This window comes from Comamonas sp. A7-5, from assembly GCF_039581385.1.
Taxonomy (GTDB): domain Bacteria; phylum Pseudomonadota; class Gammaproteobacteria; order Burkholderiales; family Burkholderiaceae_C; genus Comamonas; species Comamonas thiooxydans.
This window is the reverse complement of the sequence record NZ_JBCPWO010000002.1, coordinates 153509-172947: the sequence shown is the minus strand read 5'-3', so window position 1 is coordinate 172947 and position 19439 is coordinate 153509. Positions and strand designations below refer to the sequence as shown.

The window sequence follows — 19439 nt, the reverse complement described above, 5'->3', positions numbered from 1 at the left end:
GGCGGCGCGGCCGGCCAGGCTCTTGCTTGCCATCTCTCGCTTGAGCGAGTGCCTATATTCCAGCCCAGGAGCCGTGCATGAACCCTCGGCACCTCCATACCGACCCGGCCTTGCGCCGGGTTCTGTATTTGAAGTCACAGCACTTTGCACCTGCGGCATGGCTTGCGCGGCGGTTTTCACGCATGGTCTGAGGCGGCGGACGACGTATGATGCGGACGCATATCAGCACCGCACACCCATGACCTTGCAACAGCTTCGCCGCATTGCCACCTGCCTGCTGGGCCGGTGCGTGCTGGCATGGATGGCACTGTCCATGGGGGTGGCGGCAGCCGCACCGCTGATCCAGTCTCAGGGGTTTGAGCTGATCTGCACCAGCACCGGCGCGGTCAAGCTGATCGCCAAGGGCGAAGATGGCGGCAGTGCCCTGGGTGCGGGCCACCTCGATTGCCCCATGTGCCTGCCCAATGCAGCACCGCCTCCGCCCGCGCTGCAGCTGCCGCCGCCTACCGAGTCGCCGCTGTGGCATGCGCTGCAGCCCGTGCAGCGGGCGCGCATCGCCTCACTCACCGCAGCCCCCCTGCCTGCGCGCGGACCGCCTCCCGTTTACCTCTGAACCATTTCAGGCTCTAGCGCAGTTCCTATCTGCGCTGGCCGCAATCAGATTCATAGGGACGATCACGTCCCAAGGTAAGCATTCATGAAACAGATTTTTCTGCCGCTGGTGGTCAGTGGTATTGCATGGCCGTGCCTGGCCCAGACCTCGACCGATTCCGCCGACCTGCCTGAGCGCTCCAAGACCCTGGGCGTGGTCACCGTCAACGGCGGCCAACCCAGCTCGCTGCCCACGCAGATTCCGACCACCATCGAAGGCATCACGCGCGAGGAGATAGAGACCCGCATCAATGCCACCGACAGCGAGGATGCCCTCAAATATCTGCCCAGCCTGCTGGTGCGCAAGCGCTATATCGGTGACTACAACCACGCCATCCTCTCCACGCGCGCTTCGGGCACGGGCAATAGCGCGCGCTCGGCCGTCTATGCCGACGGCATTCTGCTGTCCAACTATCTGGGCAATGGCATTGCCAACGGCAGCAACTATGCGCCGCGCTGGGGCCTGGTGACGCCCGAGGAAATCGAGCGTGTCGATGTCATGTACGGCCCGTTCTCGGCCGCCTACCCCGGCAACTCCGCCGGCGCCGTGGTGGACTATGTGACGCGCATGCCCGACAAGCTCGAAGCCCATGTGGCCACCGGCTATGCCCACCAGAGTGCCGACGTGCTGGGCAGCAGCGGCCATTACCGCAGCTGGAATAGCAGCGCTTCCATCGGTAGCAGAAGCGGCGACTGGTCGTACTGGATCAACCTGAGTCGCAGCGACAGCCAGGGCCAGCCCATGACCTTCCCCACCGTGCTGCAGTCCGCCGGCGTGGCGGGCGGTGCCGGCACGCCCGTGACAGGGGCGATTGCCGGGCTCAACACCACCAACCAGCCCTGGTACATCCTGGGTGCGGGCACGCAGTACCGCACCCGGCAGGATCACGCCAAGATCAAGCTGGCCTATGACATCACGCCCACGCTGCGCGCCAGCTACACGCTGGGCTGGTGGCAGAACAGCGCCAGAGGCAGCTCCGAGACCTATCTGCGCGGGCCGGACGGCCAGCCGGTCTACAGCGGCAGCATCAATATCGACGGCAAGACCTACAAGCTGGCCGACACCGCCTTCGGACTGAGCCAGGACCGGCAGACCCACACCATGCATGGCGTCTCGCTCAAGAGTCATACCCAGGGCGAGTTTGACTGGGAGCTCAGCGCCAGCCTGTACGACTACGGCAAGGACCAGCAGCGCGTGCCCACCGTAGCCCAGCCGGCCGCCAATCTGGGCGGCAAGGGCACGCTGCAGGATCAGGACGGCACGGGCTGGAACACGCTGGCCGCCAAGGGCACATGGCGACAGAACGACATACTGGGCCTGCAGGGCACACATATCGTGGACTTCGGAGTGGGCCGCGATGCCTACAAGCTCAACATCAGCAAATACAACGTGCTGGGCGACTGGCAGTCCGGCCCGGCCAACGAACAGTCCATCGTCAGCCAGGTCGGCGGCAGGGCCGAGACCCGCTATGCCTGGGCACAGGACAGCTGGCAGCTGGCCAGGGACTGGAAGGCCGTGCTGGGTCTGCGCTGGGAGGACTGGACGGCCAGCCAGGGCCATACCGCCACGGCCAGCAGCCAGCTGAGTTACGCCCAGCGCAGCGAATCGCATTTCTCGCCCAAGGCCGCGCTGGCCTACCAGCTGGCCCGCCACACCACGCTCAAGGCATCGCTGGGCCGCGCCGTGCGCTTTCCCACCGTGGGCGAGCTGTATGGCGCGACTTCGGGCGGTGCGCTGTCCTTCATCAACGACCCGAATCTGAAACCTGAAAAATCCTGGACGGGCGAGCTGACGGCCGAGCAGGATCTGGGCAATGGTTTGCTTCGCGCCACCTGGTTCCACGAGCGCACGCGCGATGCGCTCTACAGCCAGCTGATTGCCGGCACCACCATCTCTGCGGTGCAGAACGTGGATCAGGTCCGTACCTCGGGGCTGGAACTGGCTTACTCGGCGCAGTCGGTGTGGATTCGCGGGCTTGACCTGGGCGGCAGCCTGACCTGGGCCAACTCGCGCATCACGGCCAATGCAGCCAACCCGGCCAGCGTCGGCAAATGGCAGCCGCGCGTGCCGCGCTGGCGTGCCACGGCCTGGGCCACCTACAAGCCCGATGAACGCTGGGCCTTCACGGTGGCGGCGCGCTACAGCGGGCGCCAGTACTCGAATCTGGACAACAGCGATGTCCATGCCGACACCTATATGGGTGCCAGCCAGTACTTCAGCGTCGATCTGCGGGCCCGCTATCAGATCGACAGACAGCTATCAGCAGCCCTCGGCATAGACAACGCCAACAATGCCAGGTACTGGAACTTCCATCCCTATCCGCAAAGAAGCTTTAGCGCCTCCCTGCGCTGGGATCTTTAGACGCCAGCGGCTCTAGGCCAGCCTGGCCACCAGGCCATGGGTCTTGCGCATCCTGAAAGTGCCCAGGCAGGCCAGCAGCGCCAGTGCCAGGCCCAGCACGCAGGCACCCTGCCAGCCGTCAATGCGCCAGGCGAGAGTCCCCAGCGCCGAGCCCGCCGCCGCGCCCGTGAAATAGCCCGTCATATAGACGGCATTCATGCGGCCGCGGGCTGCGGGCAGCAACTGGGCCACCGTGGCCTGGTTGGTGATGTTCAGGCATTGCAGACCCAGATCGATCACCACCATGCCCAGCACGAACCAGCCCAGATGCGCTCCGCCCACCCACAGCAGAGGCCAGGACAGCAGCAGGGCCAGCGCCCCGATGGCGCAGCTCACGCGGCCCAGGCCCTTGTCCACCAGCCGCCCCGCCTGCGTGGCCACCAGGGCACCCGCCGCGCCAGCCAGACCGATCAAGCCGATCTGGCCGTCATCCAGACCCAGGGGACCGCTGGACAACTGCAGCGCCATGGTCGAGAACAGCACGCTGACCGAGGCGAACGCCAGCGCGCTGACCAGGGTGCGCTGGCGCAGGCCCGGCTGGCTGCGCAGCAGATGCCACATGCTTCTCAGCACCTGTGGATAACTGACAGGACTGGGGTTGCGCGATGCCGGCAGCGCCCTCCACAGCCACAGCGCCACCACGGCCATCACCAGCGCAGCGCCCTGATAGACGGCTTGCCAGCCCCAGGCCTCCGAGACCATGCCGGCCACGCTGCGCGCCAGCAGAATGCCCAGCAGCAGACCGCTCATCACCCAACCGACGGCCCGCCCGCTTTGCCCAGGCTGGGCCAGCGCCGCCGCCATGGGCACCAGCACCTGGGCCGCAACCGAGAACAGACCGGCCATCAGCGTGCCCAGCAAAAACAGATCGAACTGACCCGCCAGGCCGCACAGCGCCTGCCCCAGGGCAGCCAGCAGCATCAGGCTCACGGCCAGGCCGCGGCGCTGCAGCTTGTCGCCCAGCGGCGCCAGCAGCAAAAGACCTGCCGCATAGGCCACCTGGGCCAGCGTCACGCTGGTGGCAGCCGCCGACTCGCTGACCGAGAAATGACCGGCAATCGAGTGCAGCAGCGGCTGGTTGAAATAGTTGCCGCCCGCACACAGGCCGCAGGCCAGTGCCATCAACAACAGGGAGGAAGCGCTCAGACCGGGCGCGGAAACGTTCACCGACATAGATAACAGCCACATCCGGCGGATGCGGCGCTTGCATGAAGCCACCGCCCGAGGGCCGTCGCTGATCAAAGAGGGAGTTCGGAAGTCCGGCATGCGCTGTGTCATGCCTGTGGCAGCGTCTCAGCTGCCGGTGCCCGCCAGCAGGCCGGGGCAAACCGTGATGCAATACAGAAAGCTCTGCAGCAGCCGGTATTGTCTTCAGGCCGGCTGCCAATCCCTTGTCCGGGACACAATGCCCTGTTAAAAGACAAGGGTTAACCCTTAACTCACTGTATGCACACCACCATGAAATTGCTCTCCGCCGCTCTGGCCGTTGCAGCCGCCACCGTAGGAACCATGGCCTTTGTCGGCATGAGCCATGCCGAGCAGATCGGCGCCGTGGATACCGTCTTCAAGTGGATTGGCCCGGATCACAAGATCGTGGTCGATGCCTATGACGACCCCAAGGTGCCGGGTGTGACCTGCTATGTATCGCGTGCCAAGACCGGCGGCATCAAGGGCGGCCTGGGCCTGGCCGAGGATCGCTCGGAAGCGTCTATCGCCTGCCAGGCCACAGGCAATATCCAGTTCCCCGCGCCGCTCAGGCAGCAGGAAGAAGTGTTTACCGAGCGCACCTCGCTGCTGTTCAAGCGCCTGCGTGTGGTGCGCATGGTGGATGCCAAGCGCAATGCCCTGATCTATATGACCTACTCGGACCGGGTGATCGAGGGCTCTCCGCAGAACAGCGTCACCGCCGTGGCCGTGCCCCAGGGCACGGCTATCCCGCTGAAATGAAAATCAGAGCAGGCTGCGCTTGTGCGGCCTGCGTTTGAGGCAGTTTTAACTCAAGACCCAGGCCGCGCGAGCTACTGACTGAAGATCAGGCCGCCTGCGTCCAGCGCCGGCGGGCGCAGCAAATCCTCGTTCACGCCCATGGCCTGGCTGGCGCGCTCCACGGCCTGCCAGAGTCCGGCAGGCATCTGCAAAATGGCCTCGGGGGACTGCGCATCGTCGATCCAGTGGCTGATCTGCAGATGCTGTTCGTGAGTGAGCAGGTCCAGGTGCAGCATTTCATCGATGGTTTTCATGGTGTTCCTCCCTGCTTGAGAAAGCCGGCGCTGCACAGCCCGCGCCCGGCTTGTCTACCCAATATAGGGGCAAAAACCGGTGTCGCAAGCAAATCATTGTTAAGAAAACCATAGCTGCCGACGTCTGTCATTCAGGCGCTACAGCGTGTTTGACATTGGAGGTGCCCGAGGGCTCGCTCAGCGCCGGTTCGCTGGCCTTGCAGGCATCGACAAAGGCCTGCAGCGCAGGCGAGCGGCGCTTTCCGGCGCGCTGCACCAGAGAGAAGTTGCGCCACATGCGCGGCAAGGTGGTGGGCAGAATCTCCAGCGCACGAGCCTGCAGCTGTGACTGCACCAGCACGCGTGACAGGCAGCTGATGCCCAGCCCCTGCTCGACACAGCGTGCAATGGCCTCGGAGCTGCCCAGCGTGGCAGCCGCAGGCAACTGGTGCAGATGCGGCAGCAGCGCATGCTCGACCATCTCGCGCGTGCCAGAACCCGCCTCGCGCAGCAGCCATGCCGCCTTGCGCAGCGCTGCCACGCCCAGCGGCTTGCTGCGCGCCTGCTCGGCCAGCGGGTCCTGCGGCGATGCCACGATGACCAGTTCGTCGCGCAGCCAGGGCTCGACCTCCAGCCCCTGCCAGTGGCTGCTGCCCTCGATCAGGCCCATGTCGACCTCCATGGCCAGCACGGCTTCGCCCACTTCCTGGGTGTTGGCGATCTGCAGGTCCACGCGCACCAGCGGATGCGAGCGTGCCAGCCGCGCCAGCACTTCGGGCAGCGCATAGGTGCCGATGGTGGTGCTGGCCGCCACGCGCAGGCGCACCGGCATATTGGCCGCACGCGCGGAAAACGTCTGCTCTATGCCTCTTGCCTGCTCCAGCACGCTAAGGGCCTGAGGCAATAGCGCACGACCCGCATCGTTGAGCACCAGGCGCTTGCCCACGCGCTCGAACAGTTGCACGCCCAGGCCTTGCTCCAGCTGCTGCAGCGCGGCACTGGTGGCCGACTGCGAAAGCGCTACGGCCTCTGCGGCAGCCACCGTGGTCCCGCTTTGAGCCACGGCGCAGAAGATCTCGAACTGACGCAAGGTGAGGTGCAGCATGACGATGATTCGTATATTCGTATCGATGACAGCAGGCTCGCCAGGAGCCCTGGCCTACCAGCAAAAAATGGGCGGCCCGGCCCCTACGGTACCGGCTCATCCAGTCAATGATTGAGTCGAATCGCAGGATGCAGAGAGCTCAATCTACCTGTTTTATAGGTTGATCTTACAAAAACTATTAGTTATACAAATATAACCAGGAAATCTAAAGTGATCTCCATGCCGGCAATCAGACCTGTTGTCTTGCCTGCTGCGAAAGGTCACGATGAACACTACAACACTGAAAAACTCCGCACCCTCGCAAGGCTGGATGCACAAAACCGGCGGGATGATTCCCGGCCTGCTGCTGGCGGGCGCCATCGCTGCCGTGGCCACCTGGGCCGCGCAGTTTCCGGCCATCAGGAACAACGGCCTGAGCGCGCTGACGCTGGCCATCATCATCGGCCTGTTGATCGGCAACACCGTCTATCCGGCCATCGCCAGCCAGTGTGCCAGCGGCATCGCCTTCACCAAGGCCCGTCTGCTGCGCACCGGCATCGTGCTCTACGGTCTGCGCCTGACCTTCCAGGACATAGGCCAGGTCGGCATGGCCGGCGTGGTGATCGATGCGCTGGTGCTGTCCAGCACCTTTTTGCTGGCGCAGTGGATAGGCCAGAAGCTGCTGGGCATGGACAAGCGCACCACCATGCTGGTGGGGGCAGGCGCCTCCATCTGCGGCGCTGCCGCCGTGCTGGCCACCGAACCCGTGGTCAAGGGCCGTGCCGAGGACGTGGCCGTGGCCGTGGCCACCGTGGTGGTGTTCGGCACCATCGGTACCTTTCTCTACCCGGCGCTGTTCCACTGGAATGCCGAGTACGGCTGGATAGACACCAGCATGCAGCAGTACGGCGTTTTCGTCGGCTCCACCGTGCATGAGGTGGCCCAGGTCGTGGCCGCCGGCGAAGCCATCGGCAGCCAGGCCGCCGATACGGCCGTGATCGCCAAGATGGTGCGCGTGATGATGCTGGCGCCCTTCCTGCTGGTGCTGTCCATGTGGCTGACACGCAGCGAACGGACCCTGGGTGTGAACAACGGCCAGCCCGGCAACCGGATCACCATTCCCTGGTTTGCCGTGGGCTTCGTGGCCATGGCCGGCGTCAACTCCCTGGGCGTGCTGCCCAAGGAAGTGGTCAGCGTCGGCATTCAACTCGACAACGCGCTGCTGGCACTGGCCATGGCCGCTCTGGGCCTGACCACCCATATCCGCGCCGTGCGTGCTGCCGGCACCAAGCCGCTGATTCTGGCCCTGGCTCTGTTCGCTTGGTTGCTGGTCGCCGGCCTGGCATTGAACCTCTGGATTCCAACACTGTTTTGATAGCGGCTTGCGCCTGACTGGATTAGAAATAGAACATTTACAGGTCTGAAACCCTTTGAAAGAGAGCGCTTGTCGCTCTCTTTTTTTTGCATAAATACAAGGGAATACCCTTTCTATAAATGCAGATTCAATTAGTTTGAATTGCAAATTAATTGAGCAAGCATCAAAATTCAGCCATGTCTTTTGCCGATGCTCCCTCCCGCGACCGCCTGGGCTTTCTCATGGTCACCCTGACCCGCCAATGGCGGCGTTTTGTCGAAGAACAGCTGGCGGCCAGCGGCCTGACCGACGCCACCTGGACGCCGCTTCTGCATCTGCGCGCCTGGGGCGACGGCGTGACGCAAAAGGAGCTGGCCGAGCGCGTGGGCCTCGATGGCTCCAGCCTGGTGCGCCTGCTGGACATTCTCGAGGGCAAGGGCTGGGTGGAGCGCCGAGCCGATGTGGCCGACCGCCGCAGCAAGCGCATCTTTCTCACGGCCGAAGGCAATAGCGCCGTGAACCATGTCCGCGCCACCATGCTGGAGGCCGAGCTCAGCCTGCTGCAAGACCTTGAGGACTCCGAGGTCAAAGCCATGCTGGACGGCGTCAACAAGATTCGCGCCCGCATCGAGCAGATGCACGAGCAGCGCTCAGCCCAAGCCCAGCCCGGTACCGAGGAGCGCGCATGAGCGTGGCTGCCTACGACCGCCTGCTGGAGCGCGCCACGTTATGGGGCTTTGACAGCGCCCGCCTGCGCCAGCATTTGCGCACGGCTTTTGCAGCCTGTATTGCCGTGTTCGCTGCCTGGGCCCTGGGGCTGGAACATCCGCAATGGGCGGGCATGACGGTCTGGGCCGCCTCCCAGCCGCTGCGCGGCCAGTTGCTGGAGAAAAGCTTTTTCCGTACCACGGGCACGTTGGTCGGCACGGCCGCCGGCGTGGTGCTGGTGCTGGTGGCCAATGGCGATCTGCTCTGGCTGGTCACGGGGCTGGCGGTGTGGATAGGCATTTGCGCGGGCCTGGGCAATCTGCAGCGCAGCTTTGCCTCCTACGGCACCATGCTGGCCGGCTATTCGGCCTCCATGGTGGCCCTGCTGGACAACGGCAACCCCGCCCATGTCTACGCGCTGGGCTGGGATCGCCTGTTCACCGCGCTGACCGGCGTGGCTGCCGCCCTCGTCGTGGGCTGGCTGTTCACGCCCGTGGGCGCTGAAATCCCCGGCGACGGCAGGGTACGGCGACTCTGCGCCCGCCTGCTGCGCGACATCGCGGACGCCGCACAGGCCACGGCCAGCGGGCATAGCGCCCTCAGCCCCAGGGACCTGGCTGAGCGACTGGCCGTGATGGCTGCCATCGAGGAGGGGCTGGATCCGCACGCCGCGGGCTCGCAGCGTTCGCGCCGCGCCGTGCGGGCGTTACGCCGCCTGATCAACACCCAGATTTCGGCCCTGCTCTGGCTGCGCGACAGCACGGGCAAGACCATCACCCCGGCATTCACGCCTGCGCAGGCCCAGGCCATGACGGCCGCGCTGGAGCAGGCCGCCATGCTGCTCGAAACCCAGCCCGCACCGCTGGCCGCCATCGACGCCATCGCCACGGCCCGCAGCGCCGCCGCCGGCTGGGGCCATGCCGAGGAGATTCTGGGCAATATCGGCCTGGCCCTGCAGGCTCACTTTGTGGCTGCCAGCGACCTGACTCTGCCAGCCCACCATCGCGCACGCCAGTTGCCCGTGGTCCTGCACAGCGACTGGGTGAGCGCGCGCCGGGCCATGCTGCGGGCCTTCAGCTCCATTTTTCTGGTCGGCCTGATCTGGGTCGTCACGGGCTGGCATGGCGGCGCCTATATGTTGCTGGGCCTGTCGGTGATGATCACCGTATTCTCCTCGTTCGAGAACCCTGCCTTCACCATGCGCTTTGTGATTCTGGGCCAGGCCATGGGCGCGGGCGTGGCGCTGGTCTGCCAGTGGTTTGCCTGGCCGTTCGCCAACAGCCAGCTGCAGATGGTGCTGATGATGCTGCCCTTCATCTTCCTTGGCGCCCTGCTGCTCAGCCACCGCCGCACCACGCTGTACGGCTTTGACTGCAATATGGTGATCCTGCTGGCGCTGTCGCCGCATTTCCCCTATCAGCTCGATGTGGGCCACTCGCTGTCCATGGCCTTTGCCATCGTCACCGGCCCGCTGGCCGGCTGGGCCGCCTATCGCTTCATCCTGCCCGTCACCGCGCAAGGCAGGCTCAACGGCCTGCGCGCCATGATGGTTCATGAGTTGCAGGACATGGCCTGCGCCCCGGTGCACGCCCGAGACGTGCGCGTGTGGCGCGCCCGCCTCTATCACCGCCTGCTGCGCCTGGTGCGCGCCTCCGAAAAAGTCAGCGCCCCCGCCGTGCAGGACGCGGCCGACTGCGGTCTGGCCGCGCTGCGGGTGGGCAAGGCCGTGCTGATCCTGCACCAGCTGCAGGCGGATGTACTCCTGTCCGAAAGCAGCTTGCGCGGTGTGCGCAGCGCGCTGCAGAGACTGCAGCAATTGCCCAGCGCTCCAGACAGGGTCGCGCCACTGCTGCAAGGTCTGGCCCGGCGCATACAGCAGCGCCAGCCCGAGCAGGCGCTGCAACTGCGGCTGGCTGCCCAGGACATCCGCGAGCATCCGGCCTTCTTTGCCTCCAGCGCCGCGTTGCGCTGAGCGCTTCAGCGGCTGCCCGAGAGATGGGCGGCAATCGCCGCCTCGCTGACGCCATAGAGCTCAGCCAGCGCTGTGGGCGTGGCCACGGCGCGCGGCTCGCCCGCGCCCAGCAGCCGACCATGGCCCAGCAGAGCGATCCGGCTGGCCACGCGCAAGCCGTGCTCTGGCTGGTGGGTGGACAACAGCATGGCCATGCCCTGTGCGCTCAGCGCCTCGATCTGCTCCAGCACGCGGATCTGGTTGCCGAAGTCCAGGCTGGCCGTGGGCTCGTCCATGACCAGCAGCGCCGGCTCCTGCGCCAGCGCGCGTGCAATCAGCACCAGTTGCCGTTCGCCGCCGCTGAGCTCCGTGTAGCGGCGTGCGGCCAGATGGGAGATCTGCAGCCGCTCCATGCAGGCCAGTGCCATGGCCCGGTCCGCTCCGGACGGCCTGGCCAGCAGGGGCAGGCGCGCGGCGCGTCCCATGAGCACCATGTCCAGCGCCTCGAAGGCAAACACCCCGGCCTGGGCCTGGGGCACATAGCCGACGCGGCGCGCGAACTCCGCGCGCGGCCAGTGCTGTACCGGCTGGCCCTCCACCAGCACCCGGCCCGCCAGCGGCGGCAACAGGCCCAGAACCGTGCGAAACAGCGTGGTCTTGCCGCAGCCGTTGGGGCCGAGCAGACACAGCACCTCGCCCGCGTCAATCGACAGATCCACGGATTCGCTGACCACGCTGCGGCCATGGCCGGTGCTCAGACCCTGCAAGTCCAGCACCGTCATCAGGCATCTCCTTCGCGGCGGCCCGTGCGGGCCAGCAGATAGAGAAAAAACGGTGCGCCGACCAGGGCCGTCAGAATGCCCAGCGGCAGCTCGATGCGCGCCATGCTGCGGGCCAGCGTATCGGCCGCCACCACAAAGCCAGCGCCCAGCAGGGCCGAGGCCGGCAGCAGGCGCACGAAATCGGGGCCGACCAGCAGGCGTGCCACATGCGGCACCACCAGTCCGACCCAGCCGATGATGCCGGCCAGCGACACGGCCGCCGCCGTGCCCAGCGTGGCGCAGACCACCAGCACCAGGCGCAGCCGCCCGACCGGCACGCCCAGAGCCCGTGCCTCCTCATCGGGCAGGGCCAGCAGATTGATGCGCCAGCGCAGCAGCAGCAAAGGCAGCAGGGCCGCCAGCATCACTGGCGCCGTGGCGGCTACTTCCTGCAGCGTCACGGCCGACAGGCCGCCCATGAGCCAGAAGGTGATGGACGGCAGCTGGGTGTTCGGGTCGGCCAGGGTCTTGATCAGGGCAATGCCGGCCCCCAGCAGGGCGCCCAGTGCAATACCGGCCAGTACCAACACCAGCACCGGATCGTGCCTGCGCACGCAGGCGCTGATAGCCACCACGACGGTCACTGCGACCAGTCCGCCGCCAAAGGCCAGCCATTGCACGGCAAACATCGACAGGCCCAGATAGATGGCGATGACGGCACCCAGGCCGGCACCGGCCGAAACGCCCAGGATGTCAGGCGAGACCAGCGGGTTGCGAAACATGCCCTGGTAAGCCGCACCGGCTGCAGCCAGCATCGCGCCGACCGCCATGCCGGCTGCGATGCGCGGCAGCCTGATGTTCCAGAGCACGGTTTCGGCCGCTGGCGGCAGCGGCGAAGCCGCCCCCGTGGCCCGTGCCCATAGCGCTTCGGCCAGCTGTGCCGGTGCCAGCGCAAACTGGCCCGAACCCAGCGCCCAGAGCAACACCAGAGCCAGCAGGGCCAGGGCCAGCCACCAGCCCATGCCCACACGCAGATGACGGCGCTGGCGACTATGCCCGGAGGCATTGCTTGATGCCGCGCTTTCCAAGCTTCCCGCTTCTTTCGAGCTTTGAGCGCCTTCGCTGATATCGAATGAGTTCATGCCAGCCCCATGCATTCAGCGCGCCGCCTGCAGCAGCGCTTGCAGCTGCGCCGGCGACAGCTGGATGCCATAGAACAGTGCATAGAACTCGCGTACCGCCTGCTCCAGGGGCTTGGCGCCATGCCGCGCGGGCCGGCCAGGATGCAACTTCTCAAGCAGCCAGCGCACGCCGATCAGCCGGTTCACGCTGGGCGGGCCGTCCAGCCAGCCGAAAGGCAGCACGGGCGCACAGTGCACTCTGCCGCTGCGCACGGCGCTGATGCCGCGCCACAAGGGGTCCTGGCGCACACGCTCTGCAAAACCCGCCTCCTGGGTCAGTATGACTTCGGGGTCCCAGGCCAGGATCTGCTCCATGGAGACGCGCGTGAGTCCGCCCCTGCCGGCCTGGGCCGCCACATTGCGGCCGCCCGCATACTCGATCACCTCGACATTGATGGAGCCGGCCAGCCCGGTTTCCAGGCCGTTGGCGCCGCGCCCCAGATAGACACGCGGCCGGGCCTGCTCACCCAGCTCAGCAGTCACGGCGCGCACCAGCCTGGCCGCTTCGTCGGCATGTCGGGCCAGGGTCTCGCCACGCTCGGCTGCACCCAGCAAGCTACCGACCTCGCGCAGCTGGCGCGCATGGTCGCTCAGGCTGCCCTGCACCAGCACGCATGCCAGGCCCGTCTGGCGCGCCAGACGTTCGATGGCAGAGACATGGGTGGCGTCGGAGGTCCCGGAGTCCAGCACCAGATCGGGTTGCAGCGCCAGCAGCTTTTCAAGCGGCAGCGTGCTGCCGCGCCCCGACAGGCGCCCCAGATAGGGCAAGGCCTGCAGCGGCGCTCCCAGATGGGCGCGCGCCGCATCGCCAAGCTCCATGGGCCAGCCCAGCAGTTGCTGCGGCGCCAGCGCGGCCAGCAGCACGCCGGCCGGCGGACCCGAAGCGAACACGCGGCCCGGCCGTGCCGGCAGCGAGCCAAAGCGAGCTGCAATGACCGAGCCGCTATCCTGGGCCCAGGCCCCGCCCTGATACAGGCCCGAGGCCAGCGTCGCAGCTCCGGCCTGCAGCCATTTCCGCCGCGTCAGCATGACCGGTCTTCCCTGTCTTCGCGTGCCAGCTGCTGCCGGCACCAGTGCAGCAGTGCCTGCTCGTCGACCGGCAGGCGCACGAAGGCGCCGCCGGTAAAGCTCTGCCAGCCGGCCTCGTGGCGGGCCGCCACGGCCGTGATCACGGGAATGCCGGCCTCGACAAAAGCGGCGATCTCCTGGACAAACCCGCCGCCAGCGGCTTCGAGCTGGCCGAAGCAGTTGACGACGGCCAGCTCCACACCATCGGCCAGTGCCTGACGCAGCACCACGCTGGCCCGGGCCAGGGCCTGCGGATTGAGGCTGCAGGCCTGCGAAGACGCCCCCAGGTCCTCGGTCATCTCGAACTGCTGGCCGCTGCGCAGATCCACGAGACGCATGCACTTGTTGCCATTGGCATAGCGACTCTGGCGATGTACCAGCCCGCCCACCTGCCGGCCCGACTGTTGCAGCCGCCGCGCCACGCCTTCGAGCAAGTCCCCGATATCGTGCCGCTCATCGGGGTAAATCAATGCCGCCAGCGGCGGCGTCATAGCGGTGCTCATGCTGCTCCTTCGCTCAAGTCTGTCCATCGGCACCGGCGCTCATGCCGGCGGGCACGCTGTCGCGCGCAAACACCCAGGGGCCGCCCGCGCCGCTGGCCGCTTCCAGCGCATGCTGGCCGGCCGCAGACAGCAGGTACTCGGCCAGCAGGCCCGCCGCCCGGCGCTGCTCCGGCGTGGCCGGATGGCGCGGGCCGGGCGTGAGCAGCACATAGGGTCTGCGCATCAGCGGATCACCATGCAGCAGAAGTTCTATGCCAGGGGCGCCCATCTTGCCGAAGGCCAGGGGAATATGGCCGACCACGGCATAGGCCTGCTCGCGCGCCGCCAGCTCCAGCACGGCCTGTGATCTCGGGCCGGTGTCGGCGCGCAGCCAGCGCGCATCGGGTCGTATGCCGCCGCGCCGCCACAGACGCTGCACCACCGTATAGCTGCCGGGATCGCGCAGCGCGATGAAGGGCGAGCCGGTTTCGGCAATGCGCCGCAGCGCCTGCGTGCCGTCAGCGGCCGAACGCACGCCGGCGGGGTCATGAGCGGGGCCGGCAATCACATACTGATTCCAGCCCCAGACGCGCGCGGCGCCAGCCATGCCACTGGCCTCCAGTGCCATGGCTTCGTCGCTGGCGTGGATCAGCAGCATCTGTGCCTCGCCGCGCGCGAAGGCGGGCACCACGCCCTCCTTGGGCGCAGCCGCCACGGTGGTGACCGGCATGGCCAGGGCCTGGCTGGCCTGCTCGGCCACGCGCGGCCACACGCCGCACAGCACGAGTCCGCCCACAGCCGCCACCTGTACGCCGGTGCCCGAAGCGGGTTGTGCCCTCACCGCCAGGGCCGGGCCACCGGCCATGCCCAGGGCAGCCAGACTGCGCAGCCAGTCACGCCGTGCCAGCGATGTCCGAAGCAGGTTTTGCATGACCATCAGAACCGGTAGCCCAGGTTCACATACCAGCTGCGCCCCGGCATGGGCAGGCCGTCCGCCAGCTGATACCACTTGTCGCCCAGATTGGCCACGCCGAAGTCCAGCGTGGTGTCCGGACGCGGCAGATAGCGCGCGCGCAGATTGGCCACGCCGTAGCCGGCCATCTGATAGACCTGGGCCTGGCCGCTGGCCGACAGCGGCACCTTGCGGCCCTGTTCTGCCTCCAGCTCGGCGCGCAGCTGCCACTGGGCCTGCGGATTCCATTGCAGGGCCGCTGTCAGGCGCTGGCGCGGCGTGTCCGTCAAGGTGATGCTGCGGTCGCTGAGATTGGTGCGGCTCAGGTAGGTGTAGCCCGCATGCAGAGCCCATTGGGCCGACAGTTGCTGCGCCAGCGACACCTCAAAACCGATATTGCGCGTGCGTCCCACGTTCTGCGCCTGGTTGCAGGTCTTGCCGCCGCAGGCCGTGGAGTCAACGACCATGGTCTGGATCTGGTCGCGCACCCGGCTGTAGAACAGAGCCGCCTGGCCCTTGCCACCCTGCCAGGGCTTGCCGCTCAGGCCCAGCTCCAGATGGTTGGCCACCTCGGGCTTGAGGTCGGGGTTGGCCAGGGCCGTGCCCATGCGTGCCGAATAGCGGTCCTTGATGGTCGCAAAGCGGGTCTTGTGCGAGGCAATCAGGTAGACCTCGTCGCCCTGGGCCGTGAGCGCATAGCTCAGGCGTGCCAGGCCGTTGGTGGCGCTGGTCGAGCCCGTGGGCCACTGGTAGACCTGCTTGGCGTCGCGCTGGTCATGGCTCAGGCCCAGCGTCAGGCGCCAGCGCTCGGCCAGGGCGATGTGATCCTCGAGCACCAGCGAGGTGGTCACATCGCGGTAGTGCTTCTGCGGGTCCTTGCCCGAGGCCGCGTCGGTGTGCTCGTCCTGCTTGTAGTGGAAGGCCGCATGCAGCTCATGACCGGAGAAGGCGTAGTTGACCCACTCCACGCTGGCCCCCTTGCTCACGTCCTTGTAGCTGCTGGTCGGATCGTGGGCCGTGTAGCTGGCGTCCTTGTACATGTCGAGACCGTTTTTGTAGGTGTCGTGGTAGAGGCGCGTCTTGAGCACATTGCTGCCGTTCAGACGGGTGGTGCTCAGGAAATACAGGCTGTCCTTGTCCCAATAGGGCCAGCGCCAGTAGCGCACTGCGTTCTTCTGCGTGGACTGGCCGGTGTAGACGGGATTGCCCTTCTCGCCTTCCTGGCGCACATAGCCGATGGCGTATTCGTCCGTGGCATTGGGCGTGAGTCCCAGCTTGAAGGACAGGCGCTTGTCGGTGCGGCCCGCGTTCTCGCGCTTGCTGCCGGTATCGGTGGGCTGCTTTTTGTAATCCCTGAAGCCCCGGGGCAGAGGAAAGCTGTCGGCATCCAGGTAGGAGGCACCCAGCTGGTAGTACCAACTGCCCTGATTACCGCCCAGGTTGAAGCTCGCCCTTCGCTCGCCGCCGCTGCCCACACCCAGGCGTACATCGCCCTCGAAGGGCTTGACCGGTTTGCGCGTGACCAGATTCACGGCACCGCCCAGCGTATTGGGACCGTACAGCAGCGAGGCACCGGCCTTGGCCACATTGATCTCGGCCAGGTCGAAGGTGGTGAAGCGGCCCAGATCCACATAGCCGTCATAGGGCACGTACAGCGGCACGCCATCCACAAAGATGGGCACCTGGCGCGAGTCGAAGCCGCGCAGGCTGATCATTTCCTCGTTGCGGTTGTTGCGCGACAGGCTCACGCCGGGGAGATTGCGCACGGCATCGGCCACGGTGTTGGCATTGATGCGCTCCATCTCTGCGCTGCCGACGCGTTGCATGTCGCCGGCCCCGAGCTCCTCGGCCTCGCGCCGCGCGCTGACCTCCACCGTGCCCAGCGTAAAGGTCTGGCTGGCGGCTTCGGCTGCGCCCGCAGCTGCCACCTGGGCCCAGGCCGTGCCCATGGGCACGATGGCCAGCGCACCCCACAGCCAGCTGCGGCGAAGAACAAAACTCGGAGGATGGATCTGGGAAACCGTGAAGTGCAATGACATGGCGCGGGCTGAAATTTGTTGTCGAATGTAAAAAACCGTCGATTCTAGCCACCGCTATTCATTTTTGGAATAACGATCGACAAACAGTCTCCATAAGCCGCCCGGCATACCTATCCCATGAAAAAGGCCACCCGAGGGTGGCCTTGCATCAAATGCCTTGCAAATTTAAACGCAGCTGATTGCCACGGCCTTGGCCACCAGATAGGCCTCCAGCGCTTCCGGGCCGCCTTCGGAGCCGTAGCCCGAATCCTTGATACCGCCAAAGGGCAGCTCGGCAGACGGCAGTGCCGGCTGGTTGATCCACAGCATGCCGGCTTCCACATCCTGCGACAGCTGGTGGGTCGTTTTGAGCGAGCGCGTGAAGGCATAGGCCGCCAGGCCATAGGACAGGCGATTGGCCTCCTGAATGGCGTCTTCGATCCTGTCGAAGCCGCGAATCGCCGCCACGGGGCCGAAGGGCTCCTGGTTGAAGATATCGGCCGTCAAAGGCACGTCGGCCAGCACCGTGGGCGCAAAGAAGTTGCCGGCAGAGCCAAAGGATGCGCCGCCCGTCATCAGCTTGGCACCGCTTTGCTCGGCGTTCTGGATCAGCTGGGTCAGCGCCGTCACGCGGCGCGGATTGGCCAGCGGGCCCATCTGCGTGCCCTGCTCCAGGCCGTTGCCGACCTTCAATGCCTCGGCATGGGCCACCATGGCACGCGTGAACTCCTCGCGCACGCTGTTGTGCACCAGAAAGCGCGTGGGCGAGATGCAGACCTGGCCCGCGTTGCGGAACTTGGCCGCACCCGCGGCCTTGACGGCCAGTTGCACATCGGCATCCTCGGCCACGATCACGGGGGCATGGCCGCCGAGCTCCATGGTGGAGCGCTTCATGTGCTGGCCGGCCAGCGCCGCCAGCTGCTTGCCCACGGCCGTGGAGCCCGTGAAGGTCACCTTGCGGATTACGGGGTGGGCAATCAGATATTCGGAAATCTGTGCGGGGTTTCCATAGACCAGGCCCACAACACCGGCAGGAATGCCGGCATCGACAAAGCACTTGAGCAGGGCTGCGGGCGAGGCCGGGGTTTCCTCGGGCGCCTTGACCAGGAAGGAGCAGCCCGAAGCCAGGGCCGCGCCGATCTTGCGCACGATCTGGTTGACGGGGAAGTTCCAGGGCGTGAAGGCAGCCACGGGCCCCACGGGCTCCTTGATCACCAGCTGCTGCTGCTCGGGGCGACGCGAAGGCACGATGCGGCCATAGACACGCAGGGCCTCGTCGGCAAACCATTCGATGATGCCGGCGCCGGCAATGACTTCCACCTTGGCCTCGGCCAGCGGCTTGCCCTGCTCCTGCGTCAGCAGCGCGGCGATCTCGTCGGCACGCTCCTTGAGCAGAGCTGCGGCACGGCGCATGATGGCGCCGCGCTCATGGGCAGATACCTTGCGCCAGACCTGAAAGCCCTTGTCTGCCGCCGCCAGGGCGCGGTCCAGGTCGGCAATATCCGCATGGGCCACACGGCCAATCACCTCGCCGCTTGCAGGGTTGCGCACATCAATTTTCTTGCCGCTGGCAGCGTCCTGCCACTGTCCGTCGATCAAAAGCTGGGTATCGGGATATGCAGTGCTCATCGCATGACTCATAGGTGTCGGCCGCCACTATCCCCCTGCAGACTGACGAGGCCGGGTGTGACAAATGTTCAGGGGTTACCGGACAAATTCTAGTCATGCAGGCTCGGCACTCAGACAAAAGGGAGACAGCTGTCAGCAATCGGCCTCATGCGCCCACGGCGCGGCGCAGCTGCGCCTGCTCCAGCAGCCCGCCCAGGCCCTCGGCGGACGACGCGGCCAGCCTGACCACCTCGCCCACCACGAACACGCAGGGGCTGCCCAGTCCGCTGGCAGCCAGCGCCTGCGCCATCTGCCCCAGATCGGTCAGTATCTGTTGCTGTGCGGGCAGGCTGGCGTTCTGGACCAGGGCCACTGGCGTAGAAGCTGGCAGTCCGCCGGCCAGCAGCTGCTGCTGGATGAGGGCGGCAGTGGCAACGCCCATGTAGATCACCAGCGTCAGCCCCAGCATCCGTGCCGTGCCGGCCAGCAACTGCCAGTCATGGCCGGCACTGCCTGGCTTGGCGTGACCGGTAATGAACACCACGCCATGGGCATGGTCACGATGGGTCAGCGCAACGCCCAGGCTGGTGGCAGCGGCCAGCCCTGCGGTGATCCCGTTGACCACTTCCACGGCGATTCCGGCCCGGCGCAGATGCTCGACCTCCTCACCGCCGCGGCCAAAGATGAAGGGATCGCCGCCCTTGAGGCGCACCACCAGCTCGCCCTGGCGGGCCGCCATGATCATGAGCTTTTCGATGAACTCCTGCGAGGTGCTCTCGCGCCCGCCGCGCTTGCCCACATGGACGACGCGGGCGCTAGCGCTGGCAAGCTTCACGATATCGGCAGACACCAGGTCGTCCGCCAGCAGCAGCGTGGCGGACTGAATCAGTCTCAGCGCCTTGAGCGTGAGCAGCTCCGGATCACCGGGGCCGGCACCGACCAGATAGCAGCGGCCCACGGGCGGCAGGGAAGTGGCATGGCTGTTTGTCATGGCTGGCCTT

17 protein-coding genes are annotated in these 19439 nt (G+C 66.3%); 6 read left to right on the top strand and 11 right to left on the bottom strand.

The window, feature by feature from the left end; translation table 11 throughout:
* Nucleotides 1-238: 238 nt before the first annotated feature.
* Nucleotides 239-613: a hypothetical protein gene (locus tag AAIL67_RS03720; RefSeq protein WP_063661910.1), complete on the top strand. Its 375-nt coding sequence runs from the start codon at nucleotides 239-241 to the stop codon at nucleotides 611-613.
* 84 nt (nucleotides 614-697) lie between these two features.
* On the top strand, nucleotides 698-3013 hold the full coding sequence (locus AAIL67_RS03715; RefSeq protein ID WP_343483430.1) for a TonB-dependent receptor: 2316 nt from the start codon (nucleotides 698-700) through the stop codon (nucleotides 3011-3013).
* A 12-nt stretch (nucleotides 3014-3025) separates the two neighbouring features.
* Here AAIL67_RS03715 and AAIL67_RS03710 read toward each other — a convergent pair whose 3' ends face one another.
* Nucleotides 3026-4225: an MFS transporter gene (locus AAIL67_RS03710; protein ID WP_059439770.1), complete on the bottom strand. Its 1200-nt coding sequence runs from the start codon at nucleotides 4223-4225 to the stop codon at nucleotides 3026-3028.
* A 273-nt stretch (nucleotides 4226-4498) separates the two neighbouring features.
* Here AAIL67_RS03710 and AAIL67_RS03705 point away from each other — a divergent pair, with 273 nt between their 5' ends.
* Nucleotides 4499-4999 (top strand): CreA family protein, encoded by a 501-nt coding sequence (locus tag AAIL67_RS03705; protein ID WP_034381446.1) that lies wholly within the window; start codon nucleotides 4499-4501, stop codon nucleotides 4997-4999.
* A gap of 71 nt (nucleotides 5000-5070) precedes the next feature.
* On the opposite strand, the gene AAIL67_RS03700 is transcribed toward AAIL67_RS03705, so the two are convergent.
* Nucleotides 5071-5292 carry a hypothetical protein gene (locus AAIL67_RS03700; protein WP_034357313.1) on the bottom strand — a complete coding sequence of 74 codons (222 nt, stop codon included), beginning with the start codon at nucleotides 5290-5292 and terminating at the stop codon, nucleotides 5071-5073.
* A 127-nt stretch (nucleotides 5293-5419) separates the two neighbouring features.
* Nucleotides 5420-6376, bottom strand: a complete 957-nt coding sequence (locus AAIL67_RS03695) for a LysR family transcriptional regulator (protein WP_224649726.1) — start codon at nucleotides 6374-6376, stop codon at nucleotides 5420-5422.
* A gap of 265 nt (nucleotides 6377-6641) precedes the next feature.
* Between AAIL67_RS03695 and AAIL67_RS03690 the strand changes: the two genes are divergently transcribed.
* The 3 genes from AAIL67_RS03690 to AAIL67_RS03680 all read left to right on the top strand — a co-directional run bounded on the left by AAIL67_RS03690 (nucleotide 6642) and on the right by AAIL67_RS03680 (nucleotide 10389).
* On the top strand, nucleotides 6642-7730 hold the full coding sequence (locus AAIL67_RS03690; protein WP_034381442.1) for a YeiH family protein: 1089 nt from the start codon (nucleotides 6642-6644) through the stop codon (nucleotides 7728-7730).
* Between the two features lie 176 nt (nucleotides 7731-7906).
* Nucleotides 7907-8398, top strand: coding sequence for a MarR family transcriptional regulator (locus AAIL67_RS03685; protein WP_343483429.1), 492 nt, complete (start codon nucleotides 7907-7909; stop codon nucleotides 8396-8398).
* Nucleotides 8395-10389: an FUSC family protein gene (locus AAIL67_RS03680; RefSeq protein ID WP_343483428.1), complete on the top strand. Its 1995-nt coding sequence runs from the start codon at nucleotides 8395-8397 to the stop codon at nucleotides 10387-10389. The genes AAIL67_RS03685 and AAIL67_RS03680 overlap by 4 nt, the downstream gene beginning before the upstream one ends.
* 5 nt (nucleotides 10390-10394) lie before the next feature.
* Here the strand turns inward: AAIL67_RS03680 and AAIL67_RS03675 are convergent, their stop codons facing one another.
* The 8 genes from AAIL67_RS03675 to cobA form a co-directional block, all read right to left on the bottom strand.
* Nucleotides 10395-11150, bottom strand: a complete 756-nt coding sequence (locus AAIL67_RS03675) for an ABC transporter ATP-binding protein (RefSeq protein WP_343483427.1) — start codon at nucleotides 11148-11150, stop codon at nucleotides 10395-10397.
* Nucleotides 11150-12151 carry an iron ABC transporter permease gene (locus AAIL67_RS03670; RefSeq protein ID WP_343483549.1) on the bottom strand — a complete coding sequence of 334 codons (1002 nt, stop codon included), beginning with the start codon at nucleotides 12149-12151 and terminating at the stop codon, nucleotides 11150-11152. The genes AAIL67_RS03675 and AAIL67_RS03670 overlap by 1 nt, the downstream gene beginning before the upstream one ends.
* A 135-nt stretch (nucleotides 12152-12286) precedes the next feature.
* Nucleotides 12287-13339, bottom strand: coding sequence for an iron ABC transporter substrate-binding protein (locus AAIL67_RS03665; RefSeq protein WP_343483426.1), 1053 nt, complete (start codon nucleotides 13337-13339; stop codon nucleotides 12287-12289).
* Complete coding sequence (locus AAIL67_RS03660) at nucleotides 13333-13869, bottom strand: DUF2478 domain-containing protein (RefSeq protein WP_343483548.1); 537 nt, start codon at nucleotides 13867-13869, stop codon at nucleotides 13333-13335. The genes AAIL67_RS03665 and AAIL67_RS03660 overlap by 7 nt, the downstream gene beginning before the upstream one ends.
* 25 nt (nucleotides 13870-13894) lie before the next feature.
* Complete coding sequence (locus AAIL67_RS03655) at nucleotides 13895-14791, bottom strand: substrate-binding domain-containing protein (RefSeq protein ID WP_343483425.1); 897 nt, start codon at nucleotides 14789-14791, stop codon at nucleotides 13895-13897.
* A 5-nt stretch (nucleotides 14792-14796) separates the two neighbouring features.
* A complete protein-coding gene (locus tag AAIL67_RS03650; protein ID WP_063662105.1) occupies nucleotides 14797-16761 on the bottom strand; it encodes a TonB-dependent receptor in 1965 nt (654 codons plus the stop codon).
* Nucleotides 16762-17016: 255 nt separating this feature from the next.
* Complete coding sequence (locus AAIL67_RS03645; RefSeq protein ID WP_034381428.1) at nucleotides 17017-18459, bottom strand: NAD-dependent succinate-semialdehyde dehydrogenase; 1443 nt, start codon at nucleotides 18457-18459, stop codon at nucleotides 17017-17019.
* A gap of 145 nt (nucleotides 18460-18604) precedes the next feature.
* Nucleotides 18605-19429 carry a uroporphyrinogen-III C-methyltransferase gene (gene cobA / locus AAIL67_RS03640; RefSeq protein ID WP_343483424.1) on the bottom strand — a complete coding sequence of 275 codons (825 nt, stop codon included), beginning with the start codon at nucleotides 19427-19429 and terminating at the stop codon, nucleotides 18605-18607.
* Nucleotides 19430-19439 lie beyond the last annotated feature (10 nt).